Genomic DNA, 25395 nt, shown 5'->3' with positions numbered 1-25395 from the left:
TCTCTTATTGGAAATCTTGCATGTTCCAGTTGCCTATGTCGGCACTGGCGCCTTCGCCACCTTCTTGACCATCAGCACCTAGCGTGAAGATATCAATCGTACCGTTATCACCAGGGCTTAAGTATTGATAAGGGTTGCCCCAAGGGTCATTTGGCAAACGGCGAATATAACCGTTATCGCGGTAGTTGCGTGGCTCAGGATTCGACGGCTTGGTCACTAGCGCTTCTAAGCCTTGATCTGTCGTTGGGTACACGCTGTTGTCTAATTTATACATATCCAACGCATTTTCGAGTGCGACAATATCGGTAATCGCTTTTTGTTGGTCAGCTTTTTCTTTATTACCGAGCAAATTAGGCACCACAAAACTCGCCAAAATACCCAAAATAACCACAACCACCATCACTTCAAGCAAAGTAAAGCCCGACTGTTTATTTGTTTTTGTTCTCATTCCAACCTCCAACATAGTTTGGTCGTTATCATTGCAGAATTCAGTCATGATCAACGACTCATTAAATTATTCATTTCTAAAATCGGCATCAAGGTCGCCATCACGATAAACAGTACCAACCCAGCCATCAATGCAATCAATGCCGGGGTAAAAATACCTAATGCGATGTTGACCGTCGATTCAAAACTCGCGTCTTGGTTATCGGCCGAGCGCGTCAGCATACTTTCGAGCTCACCACTTTGTTCACCACTGGCGATCATATGCAGCATCATCGGTGGAAATAACTTGGTTTGCTCAAGCGCTTTACGCAAGCTCGACCCTTCGCGAACATTGTCAGCCGCCAACAACACTTGTTGCTTGACGTATTTATTGGACATCACATCCACCGCCACACGCATCCCATCCAAAATAGGAATCGCACTGGAGGTACAAATAGACAAAGTTCGCGCAAAACGCGCAGTATTGAGACCGCGAGTGATTTTGCCAATCAACGGCATGCCGATGATTTTTTTATCCCACTTCAACCGCAAGTTCGGCTTGCTTAGCAACCATCGGACGAGATAAATCAAGATCACCAATAGCACCAGCAATTGGACACCCCAATGCTGGATAAAATCACTTGAGGAGAGTAAAAATTGAGTCGACTTCGGTAATTCTTGCCCCATTTGGACAAATTGTCCGACGATTTTAGGCACCACAGCCGCCAGCAAAAAAGCCACAATACACACCGCGAACACCACCAACACCACTGGATAAATCATCGCTTGTTGTAACTTGGAACGCATTTTTTGGCGATTCTCAGCATAGTCCGCTAAACGCTCAAGCACCGAATCCAAATGACCAGATTTTTCGCCCGCTTCAACCATCGAACGAAACAGGTCATCAAAGATATGTGGGTAATCACCTAAGCTGTCTGACAAGGTATACCCCTCAGTCACTTTGGAACGAACAGCGGCCAACATGGTGCGAATACGCGGCTTTTCCGATTGTTCAGATACCGCTTTCAAACACTCTTCCAGTGGCATGCCTGACTGCACTAAAGTGGATAACTGGCGAGTAATGAGCGCTAAATCCGGTGTACTGATACCTCGCTTAAAACTCAAAGGCGATTGCTCACGCTGAGCCGCTTTCGCTTGCGTCTCAATGAGTTCAATCGGTATAAGCCCTTGCTCTTTTAAGCGCTGGCGAACCTGCCGAGCATGGTCCCCCTCAATAACACCTTTTTTTTGTTTGCCTTTGGCGTCGAGCGCTTTATATTCAAATGCCGCCATTATGCTTCCTTCGTCACTCGCATCACTTCTTCAAGTGAGGTAATGCCTTTCAGCACTTTATCAAGCCCGTCATCACGAATGCTCGGTGTTTTCGCCCGCACCGCTTTTTCAATCGCTTGCTCTCCGGCTTCGCTATGAATTAAGGCTTGTACCTCATCATCAATCAGCAACAATTCATGTATACCCGTTCGGCCTCGATACCCTTTGTGATTGCATTTGTCACAGCCCTTCGGACGATACAGTGTCAGCGACTCTTTTTTCTTACAATTGAACAGTTTTTTCTGCTCATTGTCTGCTTGGTAGGCCTCTTTGCAATCTGGACATAAGGTACGCACTAAGCGTTGTGCCAATACGCCAAGCAGCGATGATGAGATCAAAAAGGGTTCAATTCCCATATCGCGCAAACGTGTTATCGCACCGATGGCGGTATTGGTGTGCAACGTCGACATCACCAAGTGTCCGGTTAAAGACGCTTGCACCGCAATCTGCGCGGTTTCTAAATCACGAATTTCCCCAACCATGACCACATCCGGGTCTTGACGCAAAATAGCACGTAATCCTCGTGCAAAAGTCATGTCCACTTTAGGATTGACTTGAGTTTGACCGATACCATCAATATCGAACTCAATCGGGTCTTCAACGGTTAAAATATTACGCTCGTTGCTGTTGAGCTCTTGCAGGCCAGCGTACAAGGTGGTGGATTTTCCTGAACCGGTTGGGCCCGTCACCAAAATAATGCCATGCGGTCGTTTGATTAATTGACGGAAGCTTTCGTGGTTAGCGGCCGTCATTCCTAGACTGTGCAGATCTAAGCGCGTAGCGTTTTTATCTAGCAAACGCATCACCACACGCTCACCGTGAGATGAAGGCATGGTTGACACGCGAACATCGACCGCTCGGCCGCCAATGCGCAATGAAATGCGTCCATCTTGTGGTACACGTTTTTCAGCGATATCAAGCTTAGCCATTACTTTGACGCGTGAAACCAGCAACGGCGCTAATTTACGACTCGGCGCTAACACTTCACGCAGTACCCCATCGACACGAAAACGAATCGACAAGATTTTCTCAAAGGTCTCAATGTGAATATCCGACGCGCCCTCTTTGATCGCTTCGCCAAGCATGGCGTTGATCAATTTGATGATGGGCGCATCGTTTTCTGACTCTAACAAATCTTCATTTTGCGGCAGCTCTTCGGCTAATGAGAAGAAATCATCACTGTCAGCACCGATATCTTCCATTAATTGTCGCGCTTCTGACGAGTCTCGTTGGTAAGCTTGGGTTAACTTACTTTCAAACTCGGCCAGTGAAATTTCAACCAAGTTGAGCGGCTGTTTCACGACTCGTTTCACTTCGACTAATGATTCGATAGCCAGCGGTGCGACATAAAATAACGTCGGCAGCTCGTTGTCTTCTACCAGCTCTAATACCAATTTAAAACGATTGGCAAAGCTAAACGGTAAACGACGGTAGTGAGGTTGCGACAAAACTTCGGTCATTGCTGTTTTTCCATTTGTTCGATAAAGGCTTGTACTTCCGCAGAATGAGTACGGTCATCACCAAACTTAGGCAGCACAGGAATATTGTCGTTCGCCATCAACTTCAAACCGCGATCAGCGTTATAGAGCTGCTCTGCACGAATGTAGTTGTACTTACGCTGAGTGATGCCATCGGCCGTCATGCCATCACGAATGATGGTCGGCTTAATAAAGACCATCAGGTTTTTCTTCTCAACTTGGGTACTGGTCGATTTGAACAAATAGCCTAAAACCGGTATATCGCCTAATAGTGGGACTTTGGATTCACTTTCGACCGCGCGCTCATCAATCAACCCCCCCAGAACTAACATTTGCCCGTCTTGAATGATGACCGATGTATTTAATTGACGCTTTGCAAAACGCACATCGACGGCACCATTCGCTCCTAATACGTTGGAGACCTCCTGTTCAATTTTCAGTTGAACTGAGTCGCCTTCGTTGATTTGTGGTACCACTTTCAGCTTGATACCGACCTCTTTGCGTTCTACGGTTTGGAAAGGATTATCGTTATTTGCGCCCGCGCTCGAACCTGTCAAAACAGGTACCTCTTCGCCCACGATGAAGGAGGCTTCTTCATTATCCATCACCGTAATACTCGGTGATGACAAGATGTTCGAGTTGGAGTCACTCGACACGGCGCTGATCAGCGCGGTCCAGTCGCCCATCACTAAACTCATGGCTGCACCATTGACCGCACCGAGCGCTGACGCCAAAGTAGAGTAATCCCCTTTCTTCGTTGTTTCTTCGTAGTATTTTATTTCGCCTGTTGAGCTATCTCGAATCGGTTTTTTCTCAACGCTATCTTTGGCTTCTTCTAAACCAATCATTACTTTACCGATTGGCGCGCCCGCGTTGCCATACTGAATCACAGAGCCGTTATCGAGTGAGCCCCATTGCACGCCTAAGTTGATGCCATCCCCTTCGGCCATTTCAACAATCAGCGCTTCAATCAATACCTGAGCGCGACGAATATCCAACTGCGCAACCACATCTTCTAGTTCTTTCATGATGTCTTGTGGAGCGGTAACAATTAAGGAATTGGTCGGTGCATGTGCTGAAATCATCACTTCGGTGCGTTGTGAACTTTGCCCTGTTTTTTGCCCAGACTGTTTTTCAGCCTGCAAGTTGTCAGACACCCCTTTCAGCACATCAACCAAATCTTCCGCTTTCGCATTCTTAAGATAAATGACGCGGTTATTGCCTCTGGTCGCCATCTCGACATCAAGCTGAGTGATCAATCGCTTTAGGCGTTCACGGACTTTAGGATCACCTGAGATCAAAATCGAATTGGTACGATCATCGGCCACCAGCTTAGGCTGCAAAAACTCTGGGGTATTTTTAGCATCCGTAGTTTTGTTTAATGCCTCCACAATACGCACCATTTCAGCGGCAGATGCATTACTTAGTTCCACCACTTCGATGTCTTTGTCACCGGCTTGGTCAACTCGTTTGATGATATCGGCTAAACGGTTGACGACCGCAGCACGACCTGTAATCAAAATGATGTTCGCCGGATCATAATGCACTACGTTGCCCGCTCCTGCGTTATCGATCAACTGGCGCAGCAAAGGTGAAAGCTCTCGTACCGAAACATTCCGCACCGCAACAACGCGCGTGATCACGCTATCACCGTTCTCTTTTCCTTCATCGCCAACGACAGGAATCGCAGACGTTTTGGCATCTTTCGACTTGATCACTTTGAGCACGCCGTTGTCCATCTCCACCACGGCAAAACCATACACTTCCAATACATTCAAAAAGAAGCTGTAGTATTGCTCTTCATTAAGCGTGTCATAGCTGCGGACATCGACTTTCCCCCGAACTGAAGGATCAACAATGATTGTTTTTTCAAGATTACGGCCCACGATATTGATGAATTCTTGAATATCGGTGCCTTTAAAGCTGGCACTAAAATCGTTTGCCATGGCTAACGGCGATGACAACAAGCCACCCATCAATAACCACGTCGTTTTGTTTAACCAATGCTTCACGTCTTACTCCCTAAACTCATGCTCATGCATCAGTCTGTCTAAAATTGGATATAAATGTCATGGGATTGCCCGTCTCTTTCGACTGTTAAGTTCATTTCGGTTAACTCAGAGACTGACTGAAAAATCTTATTCATGGCGTCCGGGTCCGTTAAATCCTGACCGTTTAACGCGATTGCGACATCGCCATCTTGTAGCCCTACCGACTCAAACAACTCAGGAGATTGCCCAGGGCTCACTCGGTATCCAAGCACTTTGTCATCACGTTTCACTTGCGACAGGCGTACATATTTAAAGATTTCTTGCGGATTGCTGGCAATAGCGGCGCGAATGTCATCCAACTTTTCTTCTGCAGACGCTGGGTTATTACCACGCACATTCGACGCAACAACGCGCTCAGGCGTTGCTACACTCGGTTTATGATAGTCAATTCCATCCAACATCAAGGTTTCATCGCGCCCTGAGTTGTCAATAATGACGCGATCATTGAACACCGCTTTCAATTTGACACGGGTTCCTTCAATGACTTCGTTAACACCATAGGTCGCTTGGCTACCGCGATTTGCGATTACCGCTAGACTCTTACTCGGTTCATTGCTCGCCACCACTCCAACCAATAATAAGCTAAGGCTGGTTTTAGGTGCATCTTTGACCACAGGCTGTGCGGCTTCGACCTTCTGCTCGCTATAGCGACCAAATAAACTTCCTTGTTGTAAAGAAGAGAGATCAAGCGAACGCGCCGCATTCGGCGTTGATGCGATTGCTCTTGGAGACCAAGGCGTTATATCAACCGCGTTTTGCTGAATCAGCCACACCATTTTTCCTAGAATCCAAGCCGACGTGACCAGCAATACTAAGGTAAGAAATTGGCTGATTTGTTTCTGCCATTGCGGTATTTTTTGTAGCAAACCTGCTTGCCATAAGCGAGATGAGGTCATACTGCTAAAATCGATTCGCCTCAAAAGATGTCCTTACTGATATTTTCTTACTTCAACCATGATATTTCACATTCATGAGCCGTTAGCCAGACGAAAACCGGCGGATTGGCCTCAAACTATACTTCCATTTCATTTAAACTATGCTTCCATTTAAATGGAACAGATACATAAGACCGCGAAGATCGCGCTACAAAAACACATTAATATATCATAGGAGACATTCTCGTCATTTTTACTGACATTATTTTGTCGGGTAGCTTGAAAATCTGGAACCAAAACACCATTGTAAAGGCCATAAAACGTACAAGACTAACTCCCTTTGAGGCACATTTGTAGTATGAGTTCTGCGACAGAGCAAATAAGATTGGATAAATGGCTATGGGCAGCACGATTTTATAAAACGCGGTCGATCGCACGCAGTATGGTCGATGGTGGTAAAGTCCATTATAATGGCCAACGCACCAAGCCAAGTAAAATTGTCGAGCTTGGGGCAACGATTACCTTGCGCCAAGGCCAAGAAGAGAAAATCGTCACTGTGATCAATCTGTTAGGGCAAAGGCGCAGCGCGCCAGAAGCACAAACCCTGTATTCGGAAACCGCAGCAAGCATAGCCAAACGTGCCCATCATGCCGAGCAACGTAAGCTCAACGCACACAACCCAAGCCCCGAACGCAGACCAGACAAAAAAGAGCGTCGTGACATCATTAAATTTAAACATCAATAAAAGCTGGACCATGTTCCGAGGAAATAGCTAAATGGCAAATAACATTTTAAATCGCTACTTATTTGAAGATCTATCCGTACGTGGCGAGTTGGTACAATTAGACGACGCGTATCAACACATCCTTTCGAGCCAGGAATATCCAGCCCCAGTACAAAAACTTTTGGGCGAACTGCTCGTCGCAACGACCTTGCTAACCGCAACGCTGAAGTTTGAAGGCTCAATTACCATGCAATTGCAAGGCAATGGCCCAGTTTCCTTAGTCGTTATCAATGGTGATAATGAACAGAAAGTGCGTGGTGTCGCACGCTGGAAAGGCGATATTGCCGATGATGCCGACCTACACACTTTGATGGGTAAAGGTCATTTAGTTATCACTATCGAACCCAAGAAAGGCGAGCGCTACCAAGGTGTGGTCGGTTTAGAGGGTGATAACTTAGTGGAAGTGCTGGAAGGTTACTTCATCCGCTCTGAACAGTTGAAAACACGCCTTTGGATACGCATTGGTACGCAAGATGGAAAAGCCTGTGCCGCTGGCATGTTGCTACAAACCATTCCGGACGGAACGGGTACGCCCGATGATTTTGAGCACTTAGAGCAGTTAACTAACACCGTAAAAAACGAAGAGCTGTTCACCTTAGAAGCCACTGATCTGTTGTATCGCCTGTATAACCAAGAGAAAGTTCAGTTGTTCACCCCACAACCCGTGGAATTCCATTGTGGTTGTTCACGTGAACGCAGTGGGGCGGCCATCATCACAATAGGCAAAGAGGAAATTTACGACATTTTATCGTCTGAAGGATCCGTTTCTTTACATTGTGATTACTGTGGCACCAACTACTCATTTGAAGAGGCTGAGATCGCAACACTCTACGCACAAGCCTCCTCAGGAAGCGACACAATTCATTAATTTGCATGAATTAACAAGCACGAAGAAAACGTATCAGAGCCAGCTTTATGCTGGCTTTTTTTGTGATCAAAACCCAGCAAAATCAAGCCTTAAACAAACAGAATGGCGTACTTATTTTTTTAAAAGTATTAATCTTATTGATCTAGCGCAAAGGTTTGCGTACGCGATAAAATAGTTGCGCCAATATGTGACGGGACACCTAAAACCACAGGAGTGTCATGGGCAATTTTTGAACTGTGTCCCTGTTTTATCCCCCACCCGTTGCTAGCATGGTGAGCAGATAACAATTACAAACATTATTACAAAATCCCTACAAAATCTCTTACAAGGAGCACCTATGACCGTTATGGAACATACAAAGGCTGCACAACTAGACCTGACCAAATACGGAATAACCAACGTAGTCGAAGTGGTTCGCAACCCAAGCTATGAACTGTTATTTGCCGAGGAAACTCGCCCAGACCTTGAAGGCTACGAAAAAGGCGTCGTCACTGAACTTGGCGCTGTTGCCGTTGATACTGGCATTTTTACAGGCCGCTCACCAAAAGATAAATTCATTGTCAAAGATGACACCACACGCGATACCCTATGGTGGACATCTGAACAAGCGAAAAACGATAACAAGCCGATTAACCAAGAAGTATGGAATGATCTAAAAGCACTAGTGGGTCGTCAACTATCCGCTAAACGTCTATTCGTTCTTGACGGTTACTGTGGTGCCAACGCAGATACGCGCCTTTGCGTGCGCTTCATTACTGAAGTGGCGTGGCAAGCGCACTTCGTCAAAAACATGTTCATTCGCCCAACAGAAGAAGAGCTAGCTAACTTCGAACCTGATTTTGTGGTCATGAATGGTGCCAAATGCACCAATGACAAATGGCAAGAGCAAGGCCTGAACTCAGAAAACTTCACTGTGTTTAACTTAACAGAAAAAATGCAGTTGATCGGCGGTACTTGGTACGGCGGTGAAATGAAGAAAGGGATGTTCGCAATGATGAACTACTTCCTTCCACTGCAAGGTATTGCTTCAATGCACTGCTCAGCCAACATGGCTAAAGATGGCGATGTGGCGATTTTCTTTGGCCTATCTGGCACAGGAAAAACCACACTCTCTACCGATCCAAAACGCGCGTTAATCGGCGATGACGAGCACGGCTGGGATGATGATGGCGTGTTTAACTTTGAAGGAGGTTGCTACGCGAAAACCATCAAGCTCTCCAAAGAAGCCGAGCCTGACATCTACAACGCGATCCGCCGTGATGCGCTACTGGAAAACGTCACAGTACGTAGCGATGGTTCGATTGACTTTGATGATGGTTCTAAAACCGAGAATACTCGTGTTTCTTATCCTATCTACCACATCGAAAACATCGTTAAGCCTGTATCGAAAGGTGGTCACGCCAATAAAGTGATCTTCCTATCCGCAGATGCATTTGGTGTGCTTCCACCAGTCTCTAAATTGACTCCAGAACAAACCAAGTATCACTTCTTGTCTGGCTTTACGGCAAAACTAGCGGGTACTGAACGTGGCATCACCGAACCAACACCAACCTTCTCAGCCTGTTTTGGCGCAGCGTTTTTAACGCTCCACCCAACACAATATGCCGAAGTGCTGGTAAAACGTATGGAAGCAGCTGGTGCTGAAGCTTATCTAGTCAACACTGGTTGGAACGGCAGCGGTAAACGCATCTCGATTCAAGATACCCGCGCCATCATTGACGCTATCTTAGATGGTTCGATTGAGAAGGCAGCAACCAAGCATATTCCAATCTTCAATCTTGAAGTGCCAACCTCACTACCTGGTGTAAACCCAACCATTCTCGACCCACGCGATACTTACGTGGATCCTCTACAATGGACAAGCAAAGCTGAAGATCTCGCCTCGCGCTTTATCAATAACTTTGCCAAGTATACTGATAACGCAGAAGGTAAAGCATTAGTGGCCGCAGGCCCACAACTCGACTAAAACTGATAAGTCAGTAGCAAGCCCCTTTAATAAGGGGCTTTTTTTGTTGCTGCGTGAGGTAATTTGTTTCACTCTGTCGCAGGTAACGATTTACGAGTAAGGACACCATGAACAAGGCTTTGGCATTGCTGATTGCGATCATCGCGCTATTTCTCACTTTCATGCTGGGTATGTTTGCACTGCTACATACCTCTTATGCTACTCCCGTTGCTCAAACTCTCGTTGAACGACTTTTGAAAGGCAACGTGACGTTTCAATCTCTTCAATACCAGTATCCTTTGCATTTTCAGTTCAACCAATTAACACTGCGGCAAAATAAGCAGTACATCCCGATAGAGCAAGCCGATATTTGGCTCAGCCCACAGCTCATTCGCGACCAAAAAATCGCCGTTGATAGCGTGCTACTTAGTGGTATCAGTCTACAAAATGGCCTTCCTACCGATTTGCGATCATGGCCCATTTCGGTGAGCCAAATCGCGCTCAATCACGCCGACATCGCCCAACAAGGCTGGCTAGCGCGCGGTGTTAACCTACAGATTAAAAATCCACATTGGCCGGATGCTCCAACAGCTCTGCCTTTCGGCGAGATACAACTCTCAGCTGAACAATTTTATTGGCAAGGAGAAGCGCTGAATAACCTACTGCTCGATATGGATTACAAACCTGCCAACAGCACCGTCTATGGGCTCTCGTTGTCATGGCGCGGCACGGCTATTTCAGGTCAAGCCGAGCAGTATCCTCAAGGTTGGTCGCTGATCAATGTGACACTGGAAAAACTCAATCTTAGCCGAGATATGAGTCATTCCTTACGCCAATCGGGTTGGTTTCAGCTCTTTGACAAAATAGACCATATCAATAGCTTAGATATTTTAAACAGTCAGATCGAGCTTGCGGATATCAGCTTGCGTAACGTCGATATTTCGCTGGAGAACATTTATCCACACAGCAATATTTGGCAGCAGCAACAAGGTAAATTATCGCTGCGAGCCGACGATACAACTTGGCTAGGTCAGCAGTGGGTGGAGCCGACCTTTAGCCTGCGCACCGAGCCGGGTAAACTGATTATTGAGGATTTTAGTAGTGAATTTAAGCAAGGTGATATTCAATGGGCGGGTGTTATCACCCCAACCTCAGCATCGCTGCAACAACTCACTATTCGCGGTGTAAAATGGGTGAGCGAAAGCAAAGATGATTTTACGTCGCTGAGCCAGCATTGGCCGGGGGTTGATAACCTCACCATCGAGCAACTCACCATCGCCAATAGCCAACTCATTCAATTGTTTGCGCCACCTTATTGGCAATTGTCTGGTGTCCATGCCAAAGGAAAGCAGTTAACTCTCGTAAAAGAGAAACGCTTGGGATTGTGGCAAGGCACGCTCAATATCAGCGCAAACAGCGCCAGCTACGATTCACTATTGAGCACGCAAAGCATCGTTGAGATGCGCAGCGAGCAAGGCCAATGGTACCTAGATCGTTTATTCATGCCGTTAGAAAACGGCTATATCGATGCCACTGCGCGTTGGAATTTCCAAACGTTAAGTCAGCCTTGGCAAGCCAACATTCATGCCGATGGGCTACCGCTAGCGGTGCTCAATAAAGTCACCCAGCTTCCCTTTACCATAGAGGGTCTCAGTGAATTGGAAGCGCAGGTCAACGGCCTCGCCGGAGACTACGCCACCTTCGCCCACACCCTCACAGGTGAAGCAACGCTCAATATTCGACAGGGCATATTAACGCTAAGCGATCCTGAGCAAAACCTCAGCCATGAGCCGTTTACGCTCGAAGGTTTAGTCATTCACTCAGACAGAGGGCGGATGATGATTAATACAACGCCGCTGGTTGGAAAGACGCTCAAGGCAAACCTTGATGGTTACGTGGATTTGGTCAAGTTGGAGAAAGGACAACTTAACCTTAACCTCCAACAGATGTGCCGTGAGATGCACTTCGAACTGCTCCACAACACACAGCACACCATCTATTCGTGTGATCCAGAAACCGACACTTACTCAGCCGATGATGCGGCGGCTAACAATGCCTTGTAATTGGGGATCAACATATAGGTTCCCGTAAATTCAACGGCGGGTTTACCGCCACTGGTGATAGTGACATTGACGACGATACGCGCTTTACGTCCACTGGCTAAACGATCTAAATCGCCACTGATGCCATCCAATGAAGTGAAGGCTAAAGGGTTATGCACCACAGGGTGACGATAGCGGATGCGGCTATCAACCAAAACAATATCGCCATTCAGGCTTCGCTCACGCATCAGCAACCATGCCATTCCCCATCCGGTCAAGGTGGCAAGGGTAAATGCCGAGCCTGCAAATAAGGTGTTGTGTGGGTTCAAATTCGGATTGAGCTGAGCGCTGCACTCAAATTGGTAGCCCGTATATTGAGTCACCTTAATGCCCATTTTTTCGCTGATAGGAATGTGCGTGGCCCAGCGTTCTTGCAGTTCAGTACACCATTCAGGTTTGCGAATCACATTGGCCATGGGATCAAGCGGTTTGACCATTTGTTGATGTCGAACCGGACCGCGTTCATCATTGAGCGAGCCCCTGCGTTCAAAGCCATTTTTTTCATAAAATGCAATCGCATCTTCACGGGCGCTACAGACTAGGCGCTTTGCACCTTCTTGACGAGCCAGCGACTCTAGCGCCACCAGCACCAAAGAGCCCATACCTTTATTGCGACGGCTACTTTTAACCGCCATATAGCGAATTTGCCCTTCGCAATCTGGCGTAATGTACAAGCGACCAATAGCAATCGGTCGGTTACGACCATCGACAATCATCCTGTGGTGGCTCATGCCATCATACTCATCACGCTCCGAGCCGATCGGTAGATGCCATGGCTCACGCAGCATTTGCCAGCGAAAATGGTAGTATTTATTCAGTTGGTTGTCGGTACTTGGCGTAATCAGTTTAAACATTTGGTTATCCCTAAATCACAGCCTCTCATACTCCGCATGATCCCAACGAAGGAGGCTCTATCCATTTCTTTATTAAACCTGAAGCCAGAATGTCACTGGGCCATCATTAATCAGCGAGACTTTCATATCTTGTGCAAAGCGGCCACGCTGAGTTGGCAAAATGTGCTCACACAAATCCGAAAAGTAATCATACAGACGCTCAGCATCAGCAGGGTGTGCACCTTTTGAAAATCCGGCACGCGTCCCCTTTTTGGTATCGGCTGGCAATGTAAATTGAGACACCACTAAAACCTGACCGTTCACTTGTTGCACGTTCAAGTTCATTTTTCCCTCTTCATCTTCAAACACGCGGTACTGAGTCACACGTTCGACTAGACGTTTGGCCTTTGCCTCATCGTCATCTCTTTCGACCCCAAGTAGCACCAGTAAGCCTTGATTGATTTCGCCAACAACTTCCCCATCAACACGTACCGCCGCTTCACTCACTCTCTGGATCAACGCTATCACTCTGATTTCCCTTTATCATTTGCTCGGAGATAGGCAATGAGTTTAGCATTTCTTGCTCATTGCTCCAGTGCTCTTTTTCACCCAAAGTCGCCGTCACCTCCGCCCCAACAAGCACAATCATCCAGCATAAGTAGACCCACACAAACAGAATAGGGATCGCCGCCAGTGCGCCGTAAATCAGTTGATAGGAGGGAAACTGAGTAATATAAGCAGCAAACCCTTTTTTACTGAACTCAAATAAAATAGCCGCCACCATTGCCCCGACCAAGGCGTGTGAAAGATGCACTTTTTTATTCGGCACCAGCAGGTACAAACCGACAAAAGCAGAGAATGACAAAATAAAAGGTAGCCAGCGCAGCAACAAATTATAAGCACCAGAGAGTGCTTCGCTGTCAATAATCTTGAGTGAGGTAATATACGAGGTTGCCGCAATACTTGCGCCGACTAAAATTGGCCCGAGCGTAAGAACCATCCAATACATTGAAAAAGAGAGCACCATGCGCCGTTTATTTTTAACTCGCCAAATGTAGTTCAAATTCTTGTCAATATTGGAAATCAGCATTAAAGCTGCAACGAATAAAAATGCCCCGCCCACGGCCGTCATCTTACCTGTATTCGCGATAAATTCGAGCAACGCCTCTCGCACTACATCGCCTGCGGCAGGCACAAAATGGGTGATCACAAAATCTTGAATAACCATACCGACATTGGCAAAAATAGAAAATGAGGAGAGAATTGATAACAGCACGGTAAGCATAGGTACGATCGACAACAACGTGATATAAGCCAAATAGCCCGCATTAACATTGACGCGGTCATGATCCATCCGGCTGAGTAAATAACGCGTAAACAGTAAACATTGTTTGCCAAGCTTTTTGATTTTCAAATGCCTTCTCCCTGCTTATTTTTATCATCAATCACCATTCTATACCTAAAACTGACTATATTGCAGATAAGCAAAAGGCGAGAAGTACACTCCTCGCCCTTAGATTAACTCGTTAACTTATACCATGACGGTATTAGCCACGGCTTGCACGTTTACGATCATTTTCAGTCAAATGACGTTTACGGATACGAATGCTCTGTGGGGTCACTTCCACTAGTTCATCGTCGTCAATAAACTCAAGTGCTTGCTCAAGTGTAAACTTGATTGCAGGTGACAATACTTGCGCTTCATCAGTACCAGAAGCACGAACGTTTGTCAGCTGCTTGCCTTTCAAGCAGTTCACTGTTAGGTCGTTAGAACGGTTGTGGATACCGATCACTTGGCCTTCGTACACTTCATCTGCGTGCTCAGTAAATAGGCGACCGCGCTCTTGTAGGTTGAACAGAGCGTAAGTCAACGCTTTACCTGTCGCGTTAGAAATCAACACGCCGTTGTTACGTTGACCAATGTTACCGCCTTTGTGTAGGCCGTAATGATCAAACGTATGATAAAGCAAACCTGAACCTGAGGTTAAGGTCATGAATTCTGTTTGGAAACCAATCAAACCGCGAGAAGGCATCATGAAATCAAGACGTACACGGCCTTTGCCGTCTGGAGTCATATTCGTCAGCTCACCTTTACGTAGGCCGATTTTCTCCATCACGCCGCCTTGGCTCTCTTCCATCACATCGATTGTTACGGTTTCGAACGGTTCCATTTTCTGGCCGTCTTCTTCCTTCAAAATAACTTCAGGACGAGAAACTGCAAGCTCAAAGCCTTCACGACGCATGTTCTCAATCAGGATTGATAAGTGAAGTTCACCACGACCTGAAACGCGGAAGCGATCTGGGTTGTCGGTTTCTTCAACACGCAATGCTACGTTATGAACAAGCTCTTTTTGCAGACGCTCAAGGATATTACGTGAAGTCACGTATTTACCTTCTTTACCTGCAAACGGTGAAGTATTGACTTGGAAAGTCATGGTCACTGTCGGTTCATCAACGGATAGCGGCACCATAGCTTCAACACAGTTTTGGTCACAAATGGTGTCTGAAATTTTCAGTTCACCTAAACCTGTTACCGCAATGATGTCGCCAGCGTTAGCTTGTTCAACTTCGTTACGCTCAAGGCCAAGATAGCCCAGAACTGTACCAACTTTACCGTTACGTTTCTTACCATCAGCGCCGACAACTGTTACTTGTTGGTTCGCTTTTACGCTACCACGAGTCACACGACAAACACCGATAACACCAACGTAAGAGCTGTAATCAAGTTGAGAAACTTGCATTTGTAGTGGGCCATCAAGGTCAACTTGTGGTGACTCTACATTGTCAACGATCGCTTGGAACAAAGGTTCCATATTTTCGCCAACTTCACCTTCGTTAAGTGTCGCCCAACCGTTCAGTGCAGAGGCATAAACCACTTTAAAGTCAAGCTGCTCATCCGTTGCACCAAGGTTATCGAACAGGTCGAACACTTGATCCATAACCCAATCAGGGCGAGCACCAGGACGGTCAATTTTGTTAATAACAACGATTGGTTTCAAACCGTGAGCAAAGGCTTTTTGTGTTACGAAGCGAGTTTGTGGCATTGGGCCATCAACCGCATCAACAATCAGCAAAACAGAGTCAACCATTGACATGATACGCTCAACTTCACCACCGAAGTCGGCGTGTCCTGGAGTATCTACGATGTTGATACGGAAATCATTCCAGTTAATGGCTGTATTTTTTGCAAGGATAGTGATACCGCGCTCTTTCTCGATATCGTTCGAGTCCATGACCCGCTCTTCCGTATTACCGCGAGACTCTAACGTACCTGACTGTTGCAGCAGTTTATCAACCAACGTTGTTTTACCGTGGTCAACGTGTGCGATGATCGCGATATTTCTTAATTTATCAATCTGTGGAGTAGCCATGGATTTTGCTTCACTTATTAAGGGAGTAACTCGCTTCGGCATGAGGCCGCAACGAGCATAGAACTTGATTAAAAAAACGGTCAATAATGTACCAGATTTTGGCGAAAAACCTAGAAATATGTGATCTATCGCGCTGATTTTCGCTCACCACAAGCTTAGTCCGCTACTTGCTTTAAAACAAATTGCATCAAAATGAACTAAATCAGCATTGACAAGCCTAGTAAACCTAGGCTGAATAGTGTGCGCTTTGGTAGTTAATGGTGCAACATAAAACTCAAGGCACCAAAATAGTGCAAATAAGGATCTTTTTGGTGCAGAGAAGCATTTAAATTCGACAAAGAACAACCAAAGCACTTGAAATTAAAGGATTAATTTAATTGGCACGAATTTAGCTTTGTTAGAAACAGCATCGATTAATAAGTTTAGAATGAAATTAATCAATGCTAGTTTCAATTCGATTCGGGCCATTACCGCTTTAATAACACTGGAGGTTATCCAAGATGTCAGTAGAAAACGTTCTATCGCTGATCCAAGAAAACGAAGTTAAGTTTGTTGACCTGCGCTTTACCGACACGAAAGGCAAAGAGCAACATATCTCTATTCCTGCTCATCAAGTCGACGCAGACTTCTTCGAAGAAGGTAAGATGTTCGATGGTTCATCCGTTGCTGGCTGGAAAGGAATCAATGAGTCTGACATGGTGATGATGCCTGATGCATCAAGTGCAGTTCTTGACCCGTTCACAGAAGACGCAACACTTAACATTCGTTGTGACATTCTAGAGCCTGCAACGATGCAAGGCTACGATCGTGACCCACGCTCTATCGCTAAACGCGCAGAAGATTACATGCGTTCAACAGGTATCGCCGACACAGTTCTTGTCGGTCCAGAGCCAGAGTTCTTCCTTTTTGATGACGTGAAATACACCAACAATATGTCTGGTGCCTCATTCAAAATTGATGATATCGAAGCGGCTTGGAACACTGGCGCTGAAATTGAAGGTGGTAACAAAGGTCACCGCCCTGGTGTGAAAGGTGGTTATTTCCCTGTTGCACCGGTTGACTCATCACAAGACATCCGTTCAGCCATGTGTTTGATCATGGAAGAGATGGGCCTCGTCGTTGAAGCTCACCACCATGAAGTAGCGACCGCAGGTCAAAACGAAATCGCCACTCGCTTTAATACGCTAACCACGAAAGCCGATGAGATCCAAATCTACAAATACGTGGTGCACAACGTTGCGCACGCCTTTGGTAAAACAGCGACCTTCATGCCTAAGCCTCTGGTTGGCGACAACGGTTCAGGTATGCACGTTCACCAATCTCTTGCAAAAGATGGTGTAAACCTATTTGCTGGTGACAAGTACGGCGGTCTATCTGACTTAGCGCTTTACTACATTGGCGGTATCATCAAGCACGCGCGTGCCATCAACGCATTTGCTAACCCATCAACAAACTCGTACAAGCGCCTTGTCCCTGGGTTTGAAGCACCGGTAATGCTAGCTTACTCGGCTCGTAACCGTTCTGCGTCTATCCGTATTCCAGTGGTACCAAGCCCGAAAGCACGTCGTATCGAAGCTCGTTTCCCAGATCCAGCAGCGAACCCATACCTAGCGTTTGCCGCTCTTCTTATGGCTGGTCTTGATGGTATCAAGAACAAAATCCATCCAGGAGAGGCGATGGATAAAGATTTGTACGACTTACCAGCAGAAGAAGCCGCTGAGATTCCAAAAGTAGCCGAGTCACTTGAAGTGGCACTGAAAGCACTGGATGAAGATCGCGAATTCCTGACCGCTGGCGGCGTATTCTCTGATGATTTCATCAACTCATACATCACGCTAAAAGCAAAAGATGTAGAACGCGTCAACATGGCCGTTCACCCACTAGAATTTGAATTGTACTACTCGGTATAATTCTTAGCTTTAGTACAAAATGTAACTTAGGTTACGGATTTATTAGGCTCGCCTCGCAGGTGAGCCTTTTTCATATTTGGGGTTAATTCCGGACGTCGTAACATTAGCGTTACAACAATAACGGCACTCAAAAGCCGATACCCTTGACGTGAAAACATCTCTATATAGGGGGATGACTGTGAATTTGATCCGAACTTTACTCCTAACACTCATCATGCTTTATTCCGCGACTTCAATTGCACAAAACGTCTATACGTGGGTGGATGCGAACGGCGTGTTGCATCTTAGCGATGTCCCACAAGATAAGGGAGCAAAGCAAATTTCGATTCCTGATTTTCAGGCCGATGCGCCTGAGCCAACCTTTGAAACCTCTCACCCCATCACTGACCTCACCAAAAATCTGCCACAGGAAAAATCCGCAACCCATGTCAACAAAATAGAACCGCTGACCATTGCAATTCGCTCTCCGGCTGACGATGAAACCTTACGCAGCAATGCGGGCGTTATTTCAATCAACGCCGAACTCAATCGCAACTTAACCGTCAGTGAACAGTTGCAATTAGTCATGAATGACAAGGCCTATGGCGCTCCCACCACTCAACCTACTTGGACGCTGAAAAATCTAGATAGAGGAACGCATCGCTTTTTAATTCAAGTAGTTGTAAACGGCAAGATTATTGCATCGTCTAACCCTGTGACGGTGCATTTACATCGAGCCAGCATCAAGTGATGAACTCTTCGCCAATAAGCTCGATATAACAACAGGTTTCACTTTTTCTTCTGACACCGATGCGCCATACTTAGTCATGCAATGCACCAAAGTTGTGCATTGCATCATTTGGGAACACGGACAAGGATGAAAACGTGAATTGTGAGCTAAGCCAAACGATTTTAAATAATATCGTTACCGCCACCTTGATGCTCGATGAGTCTCTTTGTATCCGTTATGCCAATCCAGCGGCTGAACAACTCTTCTCCCAAAGTGCTAAGCGAATTATTAACCAACCACTGTCAAAACTCATCCAGCACGCTTCTCTAGACTTAGCGCTGCTTTCTCAGCCGTTGCAAAGTGGCCAAAGTATTACTGATAGCGATGTTACGTTTGTGGTCGATGGTAAGCCACTGATGCTGGAAGTGACCGTGAGCCCTATATCTTGGCAACGCGAGCTGATGCTTTTGGTCGAAATGCGCAAAATTGGTCAACAACGACGGTTAACACAAGAGCTCAATCAGCACGCCCAACAGCAAGCGGCAAAACTCTTAGTTCGCGGGCTGGCGCATGAAATTAAAAACCCATTGGGTGGGCTACGCGGAGCGGCGCAACTGCTAGAAAAGATGTTGCCGGACCACAGTCTCACTGAGTACACCCAAATTATTATTGAACAAGCCGATCGACTGCGCGCGCTCGTTGATCGTTTGCTCGGCCCACAAAAACCGGGCAAGAAGTGCTCTGAAAATCTCCATGTAATTTTGGAAAAAGTCCGCCAATTGGTTGAGCTAGAAGCCAGCACACACTTGGTGGTTGAACGAGATTATGACCCCAGCTTGCCCGATATTTTGATGGATACCGATCAAATCGAGCAGGCATTACTGAATATCGTCAGCAATGCGGCACAGATTTTATCTCATGATCCGCATGGTAAAATCACACTTCGCACCAGAACAGTGCACCAAGCCAATATTCACGGACAGCGCCATAAGTTAGTGGCACGCATAGAAATCAGCGATAACGGCCCAGGCATTCCTACCGAATTACAAGACACACTGTTTTACCCCATGGTCAGCGGCCGTGAAGGTGGAACGGGGCTGGGTCTTTCTATCTCACAAAACCTGATCGATCAGCACAATGGAAAAATCGATGTTGAAAGCTGGCCAGGTCGAACCACATTTACTATTTATTTACCCATTTGACCGCTGTCAGATTGGGTTTGCTGCTAAGGAATGAACATTATGAGTAAAGGATACGTTTGGGTGGTGGACGATGATAGTTCGATCCGCTGGGTGATGGAAAAAACGCTCTCATCAGCCAACATAAAATGCGAAACGTTTTCCGATGCCGAAAGTGTGTTACTGGCGCTAGAAAGAGAAACGCCCGATGTGCTCGTTTCCGATATTCGCATGCCGGGCATGAATGGTATTGAGCTGCTAAACCAAGTTCATTCACGATCTCCTGAGTTGCCCGTCATCATCATGACTGCCCACTCAGATCTTGATGCCGCGGTGAATGCCTATCAAAAAGGTGCCTTTGAGTACCTGCCTAAACCTTTTGATGTCGATGAAACCCTCACCTTGGTTGAACGTGCCATTGCGCATAGTCAGGAGCAGCGCAAAGAACAATCCAATCAACAGATTGGCGTTGATAGTACACCGGAAATCATTGGAGAAGCCCCTTCAATGCAAGAGGTATTTCGGGCGATTGGCCGTTTATCACGTTCCTCAATCTCAGTCTTGATCAATGGTGAATCAGGAACCGGGAAAGAGTTAGTCGCTCACGCGCTTCATCGCCATAGCCCACGCGCCCAAAAACCGTTTATTGCCCTCAATATGGCCGCAATTCCAAAAGATCTCATCGAGTCAGAACTGTTTGGTCATGAGAAAGGAGCATTCACTGGTGCAAACAGTGTCCGCCAAGGGCGTTTTGAGCAGGCCAATGGGGGCACTCTGTTCTTAGATGAAATTGGCGATATGCCGCTCGACATTCAAACTCGGCTACTGCGTGTTTTAGCCGATGGTCAGTTTTACCGTGTAGGAGGGCATTCAGCAATCAAAGTTGATGTACGCATTGTCGCCGCCACTCACCAAAACTTAGAAAAACTCGTTCATCAAGGAAAGTTTCGTGACGACCTTTTTCACCGTCTCAATGTCATTCGTATTCATATCCCAGCACTGCGTGAACGAAGCCAAGATATAGAAAAACTGACCAAGCACTTTCTCGCCTCTGCAGCAAAAGAATTAGGCGTAGAAATGAAAACGCTGCATCCTAAGAGCATTGAAATTTTGAATCGTCTTGAATGGCCGGGAAACGTACGACAACTTGAAAATATGTGTCGCTGGTTAACTGTAATGGCCAGTGGCAGCGAGGTGCTACCCAGTGATCTTCCTTCCGAATTATTGTCGGAAAAGAAAAATAGTGACTTTGATAGTGCTATAAGTTGGCAACAACAACTCGCAAGTTGGGCTAAATCTTCATTAGCTTCAGGAGAAACAGAGCTGCTTTCTTATGCACTTCCTGAATTTGAACGTATACTTTTGGAAGCAGCACTTCATCACACCAATGGTCACAAACAAGACGCAGCTAAGGTGCTTGGGTGGGGGCGCAATACGTTGACAAGGAAGTTAAAAGAACTTTACTGATAATTTTTTAATGATCAGGTGCAGTGATTCACTTTCTGGCACAATGCAATCACCCACCACCTTGCGTGTTTTACCGATAATTTGTATGGATGCAGAAGACACGACATGTCATTTACGAATCAAATAACGTTGAAAACAGCCGTTGTTCTACCATTTGTTATGATTTTCCTCATAACGATTGGAGTGATTGTGGGTGTACAAAAATACAGTTATGAAGAGATGGTTGATGACATTAGCAGCAAACAGCTTTCATCATTAAATGCCAATGTAGAGCAGCGGCTGATCAGTTTTCTCGATGAACCTTTTCAAGCCAGCCTCGCTTTAAGCCACACGATCGGCTTTAGTCAGTTCTATTCTGCGGACGATGTCAGTAAAGTAGAAGGATATCTGCTTGCCAGTTTTGAAACGCTTTATCGACCGCTAGAACAAATTGATGTGATCGGATTTGGTGGCGAACAGGCGGAGTACGTGGGCTTTCGCAAAGAGATTGGTGATAGTTTTACCTTGATGGTGAAAGATAATCGAACTCAGCAAAACTTGGTAATCTACTCAGGAAAAACCATCAATCAAGATATTCGCTCCACCATTGCCGATTATGATCCAAGAACTCGCCCCTGGTATACTCCAGTTGCACAAAGTTTAAGCCCAAGTTGGTCGCCAATCTACACTAATGTTGATGAACGCCAAGAGATCACGCTCTCTGCTTTAGCACCCGTTTTCTCTATGAACAAGTTCATCGGTGTTTTGGTGACTGATGTGAAAATCGATACGTTCAATGCGTTTCTGGCCTCACTGCAACAGAAAACTCATGCCAACGTGTATATTATTGATCCAGAAAAAAGATTGGTAGCTCACTCCAATACCAGCACCGTTGTCTCTTGGGGGACCGAACTGTCGGCAAAAGGAGAGCGACTACTGGCTATCGAAAATGCCAACCCAGTGATCCAAGCCAGTGCACATTATATTGATAACCATGACAAAATGCTGTCAGCAACACTCAACAAATTCGAAACGGTAGTTGATGGCACCCGCTATTTTAATCATCTCACTCCCTTTAAAGATAAACATGGCATCGAATGGTTTATTGGTGTCTCGATTTCAGAAACCGATCTACTTGGTCGATTGCCAGAAAACCAACAAAACAGTTGGATTATTGGCGGCATTGTCAGCCTTATCGGCATTGGTATAGGGCTCATTGCCTTTAATCGAATCACCACTCCAATTACCGCTACCGCGGCTGCTGCTCAGCATCTAGCAAAAGGGGATTGGGAAAGTAACATGCCGAAAGCTGGCAATATTTATGAAACGAGTTTGCTTGTTTATTCATTCAATGAAATGGCCAACAACCTAAAAGCCTCATTTAAGGCATTGCATTCCCAATTGATCTACGATTCCCTAACCAAGCTCTATAGCCGTGAAGGTTTAATTGATAACTTTAGTCAATTAAATCAAATTAATGGCAGCCTATTGCTTATCGGCATCGATAAATTCAGAGATATTAATGACAGCTTGGGACATCAGCAAGGTGACTTACTATTACAAATTATTGCTGAAAAATTACGCACACTATTTGCAAGCACCTCATGTATTGCTCGTACAGGTGGTGATGAATTCGCTATTTACATCCCCTCTTTACAACAAAAGAATGAAGCCCAATCCGCGGCTAACAGCATATTACAAATGTTTGCTGTCCCATTCTCAATGCATAATGAAAAAGTGGTCGTCAATGCCTCCATTGGCATCGTGCTTCCTAATGACACACTCCATACTATGGCGCTATGGTTACGTAATGGTAGCATCGCACTCAGCCACGCCAAGCAAGAGCGCTCAAGGATCTGCTATTACTCTCCAGAGATGGACGATGTTTCTCGTAAACGTACGCAAATGCTCACTCAAATTAAGCTTGCCATAGAGAACAAAGAATATATTCCGTATTATCAACCAATTGTAAACTTATCAACGGGAGATATCATCGGAGCTGAAGCCTTGGCACGCTGGGTGACACCAAGCGGTGATATCATTCCCCCCTTGGAATTCATTCCTATCGCTGAAGAAAGCGGCTTTATTGGCCTGATTGGTGAGCAAATCTTGTATCAAGCGTGTTTTGACACGATGCAAGGCATCAAGATGGGTAAATGGGGATCGACGTTTAAAATGCACGTCAACCTCTCAGTGAACCAGCTATCTCAACCTCAGTTTGTTCATGAACTCAAAGCGACTTTGGAAAGAACGGGGCTTGAACCCAATAATCTCGCTTTAGAGATCACAGAATCAAGAATTGTTGATAACGACCCAGTTATTTTAGCAAACATGAACAAACTCAAAGAGCTGGGCATCCATATCGCGATAGATGATTTTGGTACCGGATACAGCTCCCTTTCTTATTTGCATCAACTTCCATTCGATTGTTTAAAAATAGACAGGGCGTTTGTATCGCAGCTCGAACAGACAAATCTCAGTAGCTCAGTCGTTGCGGCAATCATCAACATGACTCGTGGGTTTAATGTCGAAATTGTGGCAGAAGGTATTGAAACCAAAGAGCAAGTCCATCTCCTAACCATGCTTAACTGCACTCAGGGACAAGGCTTTCTGTTTAGTAAAGCCATCCCTTTTAACGAATGGTCAACAGATATGGTAAACATAAAAGCCAAATAAACAGAATTGGATGATTTAATACTCTTTGCTAGCTGACACTGGCCACATTGATTTTTATACTTGATGCCATACACACTTTCGGAAAAACATAATGATAACTAAAAATCTACCGCTTACTGATTTGCATCGCCATCTTGACGGCAACATTCGAACCAAAACTATCTTAGAACTAGGGCAACGATTTGGTGTGACGCTGCCAGCTGGCAACATAGAAGAGCTCACACCTCATGTACAAATCGTCGAAGCAGAACCATCATTGGTCGCCTTTCTATCAAAACTTGATTGGGGAGTTGCCGTATTGGGTGATCTCGATGCTTGCCGAAGAGTCGCCTACGAAAATGTCGAAGATGCCTTAAATGCTCAAATTGATTATGCCGAGCTGAGGTTCTCTCCTTACTATATGGCTATGAAACATCAACTGCCTATCGCTGGCGTTGTTGAGGCTGTAGTTGATGGGGTACAAGCGGGCGTTCGAGACTTCGGTATTCAGGCTAACCTAATAGGAATTATGAGCCGCACTTTTGGCACCGATGCTTGTCAGCAGGAGCTAGACGCTATTTTGACTCAAAAGCAGCACATTGTTGCAGTCGACTTAGCGGGCGATGAACTTGGGCAGCCGGGCGAGCGATTTATTTCTCACTTTAAACAAGTACGAGATGCAGGACTAAGAGTTACAGTACATGCTGGAGAGGCGGCGGGGTCAGAAAGTATGTGGCAGGCAATTAAAGAGCTAGGTGCAGAACGCATTGGACACGGAGTAAAAGCCGTCCATGACCCTAAGCTAATGGATTATCTTGCCAAACATCGTATTGGCATTGAGTCTTGCCTAACGTCAAACTTCCAAACGAGCACAGTAAACTCTCTTGCTCATCATCCTATAAAACAGTTTTTAGAGCATGGGATACTTGCTTGTTTAAATACTGATGACCCAGCGGTTGAAGGTATTGAACTTCCACATGAATATGAAGTTGCAGCACTTCAAGCAGGCCTTTCTCAAGAGCAGATCAGACAAGCGCAAATTAACGGATTAGAATTAGCCTTTCTTTCAGACTCAGATAAAAAAGCACTGTCAGCCAAAGCCGCTTTGCGTAGCTAAATCTCCTGAACCATGTCTCTCTAGCCGATGTTTAATACATCGGCTTTTTTATACCTAAGACATAGAGACCGAAAAGAATAAGAATAGATTGAACAAAGTGTAGCTACCACACGACTGTCCTGAGAGTGATAAAAAATAAAATGCTATTTTGCTCAAATGAAAAAAGCCCTGCTATTACTAGCAGGGCTTCTTAATAAGTGGCGGAGCGGACGGGACTCGAACCCGCGACCCCCGGCGTGACAGGCCGGTATTCTAACCAACTGAACTACCGCTCCGCAGCGTGTCTGGTTAGACAATATTCAAAGCCTGGCGATG

The 25395-nt window shown here is 45.9% G+C and carries 19 protein-coding genes and 1 tRNA gene; 10 read left to right on the top strand and 10 right to left on the bottom strand.

From position 1 onward, the window contains the following. Positions 1-4: 4 nt before the first annotated feature. The 5 genes from gspG to gspC are packed head-to-tail and all read right to left on the bottom strand — an operon-like array spanning position 5 to position 6183. Positions 5-448 (bottom strand): type II secretion system major pseudopilin GspG, encoded by a 444-nt coding sequence (gene gspG / locus AACV12_RS01610; protein WP_010319321.1) that lies wholly within the window; start codon positions 446-448, stop codon positions 5-7. Between the two features lie 50 nt (positions 449-498). Continuing rightward, positions 499-1719: a type II secretion system inner membrane protein GspF gene (gene gspF / locus AACV12_RS01605; protein WP_017045694.1), complete on the bottom strand. Its 1221-nt coding sequence runs from the start codon at positions 1717-1719 to the stop codon at positions 499-501. Further along, a complete protein-coding gene (gspE, locus tag AACV12_RS01600) occupies positions 1719-3218 on the bottom strand; it encodes a type II secretion system ATPase GspE (protein WP_019282846.1) in 1500 nt (499 codons plus the stop codon). Before gspE ends, gspF begins: the two co-directional genes overlap by 1 nt. Further along, positions 3215-5248, bottom strand: a complete 2034-nt coding sequence (gene gspD / locus AACV12_RS01595) for a type II secretion system secretin GspD (RefSeq protein ID WP_170901347.1) — start codon at positions 5246-5248, stop codon at positions 3215-3217. The genes gspE and gspD overlap by 4 nt, the downstream gene beginning before the upstream one ends. 38 nt (positions 5249-5286) lie before the next feature. Further along, positions 5287-6183 carry a type II secretion system protein GspC gene (gene gspC / locus AACV12_RS01590; protein ID WP_231140402.1) on the bottom strand — a complete coding sequence of 299 codons (897 nt, stop codon included), beginning with the start codon at positions 6181-6183 and terminating at the stop codon, positions 5287-5289. A 337-nt stretch (positions 6184-6520) separates the two neighbouring features. Here gspC and hslR point away from each other — a divergent pair, with 337 nt between their 5' ends. The 4 genes from hslR (at position 6521) to AACV12_RS01570 (ending at position 11822) form a co-directional block, all read left to right on the top strand. Then, positions 6521-6907, top strand: a complete 387-nt coding sequence (gene hslR, locus AACV12_RS01585) for a ribosome-associated heat shock protein Hsp15 (protein ID WP_026028320.1) — start codon at positions 6521-6523, stop codon at positions 6905-6907. 31 nt (positions 6908-6938) lie between these two features. Then, entirely contained in the window at positions 6939-7814 is an 876-nt protein-coding gene (gene hslO / locus AACV12_RS01580) for an Hsp33 family molecular chaperone HslO (RefSeq protein WP_013855441.1), read from the top strand. A gap of 337 nt (positions 7815-8151) precedes the next feature. Then, entirely contained in the window at positions 8152-9780 is a 1629-nt protein-coding gene (pckA, locus tag AACV12_RS01575) for a phosphoenolpyruvate carboxykinase (ATP) (protein WP_013855443.1), read from the top strand. Positions 9781-9887: 107 nt separating this feature from the next. Continuing rightward, on the top strand, positions 9888-11822 hold the full coding sequence (locus tag AACV12_RS01570; RefSeq protein ID WP_170901345.1) for an AsmA family protein: 1935 nt from the start codon (positions 9888-9890) through the stop codon (positions 11820-11822). Here the strand turns inward: AACV12_RS01570 and AACV12_RS01565 are convergent. From AACV12_RS01565 to typA, 4 genes are all read right to left on the bottom strand, one after another. Beyond that, on the bottom strand, positions 11783-12715 hold the full coding sequence (locus tag AACV12_RS01565; protein WP_017043511.1) for a bifunctional GNAT family N-acetyltransferase/hotdog fold thioesterase: 933 nt from the start codon (positions 12713-12715) through the stop codon (positions 11783-11785). The two genes, AACV12_RS01570 and AACV12_RS01565, sit on opposite strands and share 40 nt — an antisense overlap. 72 nt (positions 12716-12787) lie before the next feature. Next, on the bottom strand, positions 12788-13222 hold the full coding sequence (gene dtd / locus AACV12_RS01560) for a D-aminoacyl-tRNA deacylase (RefSeq protein WP_013855445.1): 435 nt from the start codon (positions 13220-13222) through the stop codon (positions 12788-12790). Beyond that, the gene (locus tag AACV12_RS01555; protein WP_170901343.1) at positions 13194-14108 is read right to left on the bottom strand and encodes a virulence factor BrkB family protein; all 915 of its coding nucleotides are present in this window, start codon (positions 14106-14108) and stop codon (positions 13194-13196) included. Before AACV12_RS01555 ends, dtd begins: the two co-directional genes overlap by 29 nt. A 133-nt stretch (positions 14109-14241) precedes the next feature. Continuing rightward, positions 14242-16065 carry a translational GTPase TypA gene (typA, locus tag AACV12_RS01550; protein WP_010319743.1) on the bottom strand — a complete coding sequence of 608 codons (1824 nt, stop codon included), beginning with the start codon at positions 16063-16065 and terminating at the stop codon, positions 14242-14244. A gap of 500 nt (positions 16066-16565) precedes the next feature. Between typA and glnA the strand changes: the two genes are divergently transcribed. From glnA to add, 6 genes are all read left to right on the top strand, one after another. Next, positions 16566-17975, top strand: coding sequence for a glutamate--ammonia ligase (glnA, locus tag AACV12_RS01545; RefSeq protein ID WP_017043509.1), 1410 nt, complete (start codon positions 16566-16568; stop codon positions 17973-17975). 148 nt (positions 17976-18123) lie between these two features. Further along, positions 18124-18705, top strand: a complete 582-nt coding sequence (locus tag AACV12_RS01540) for a DUF4124 domain-containing protein (protein ID WP_170901341.1) — start codon at positions 18124-18126, stop codon at positions 18703-18705. A gap of 134 nt (positions 18706-18839) precedes the next feature. Continuing rightward, positions 18840-19886, top strand: coding sequence for a nitrogen regulation protein NR(II) (gene glnL, locus AACV12_RS01535; protein WP_170901339.1), 1047 nt, complete (start codon positions 18840-18842; stop codon positions 19884-19886). A 39-nt stretch (positions 19887-19925) separates the two neighbouring features. Continuing rightward, positions 19926-21329: a nitrogen regulation protein NR(I) gene (gene glnG, locus AACV12_RS01530; RefSeq protein ID WP_013855452.1), complete on the top strand. Its 1404-nt coding sequence runs from the start codon at positions 19926-19928 to the stop codon at positions 21327-21329. A 105-nt stretch (positions 21330-21434) separates the two neighbouring features. Then, positions 21435-23984: a bifunctional diguanylate cyclase/phosphodiesterase gene (locus tag AACV12_RS01525; RefSeq protein ID WP_439144734.1), complete on the top strand. Its 2550-nt coding sequence runs from the start codon at positions 21435-21437 to the stop codon at positions 23982-23984. Positions 23985-24075: 91 nt separating this feature from the next. Further along, positions 24076-25080 (top strand): adenosine deaminase, encoded by a 1005-nt coding sequence (gene add, locus AACV12_RS01520; protein WP_170901337.1) that lies wholly within the window; start codon positions 24076-24078, stop codon positions 25078-25080. Positions 25081-25278: 198 nt separating this feature from the next. On the opposite strand, the gene AACV12_RS01515 is transcribed toward add, so the two are convergent. After that, positions 25279-25355, bottom strand: a tRNA-Asp gene (locus AACV12_RS01515). Positions 25356-25395 lie beyond the last annotated feature (40 nt).

It is taken from the genome of Vibrio sp. 2-2(8) (genome assembly GCF_963888495.1).
Classification (GTDB): domain Bacteria; phylum Pseudomonadota; class Gammaproteobacteria; order Enterobacterales; family Vibrionaceae; genus Vibrio; species Vibrio anguillarum.
Note: the sequence above shows the minus strand (reverse complement) of the source record. Positions and strands in the feature narration are given on the sequence as shown.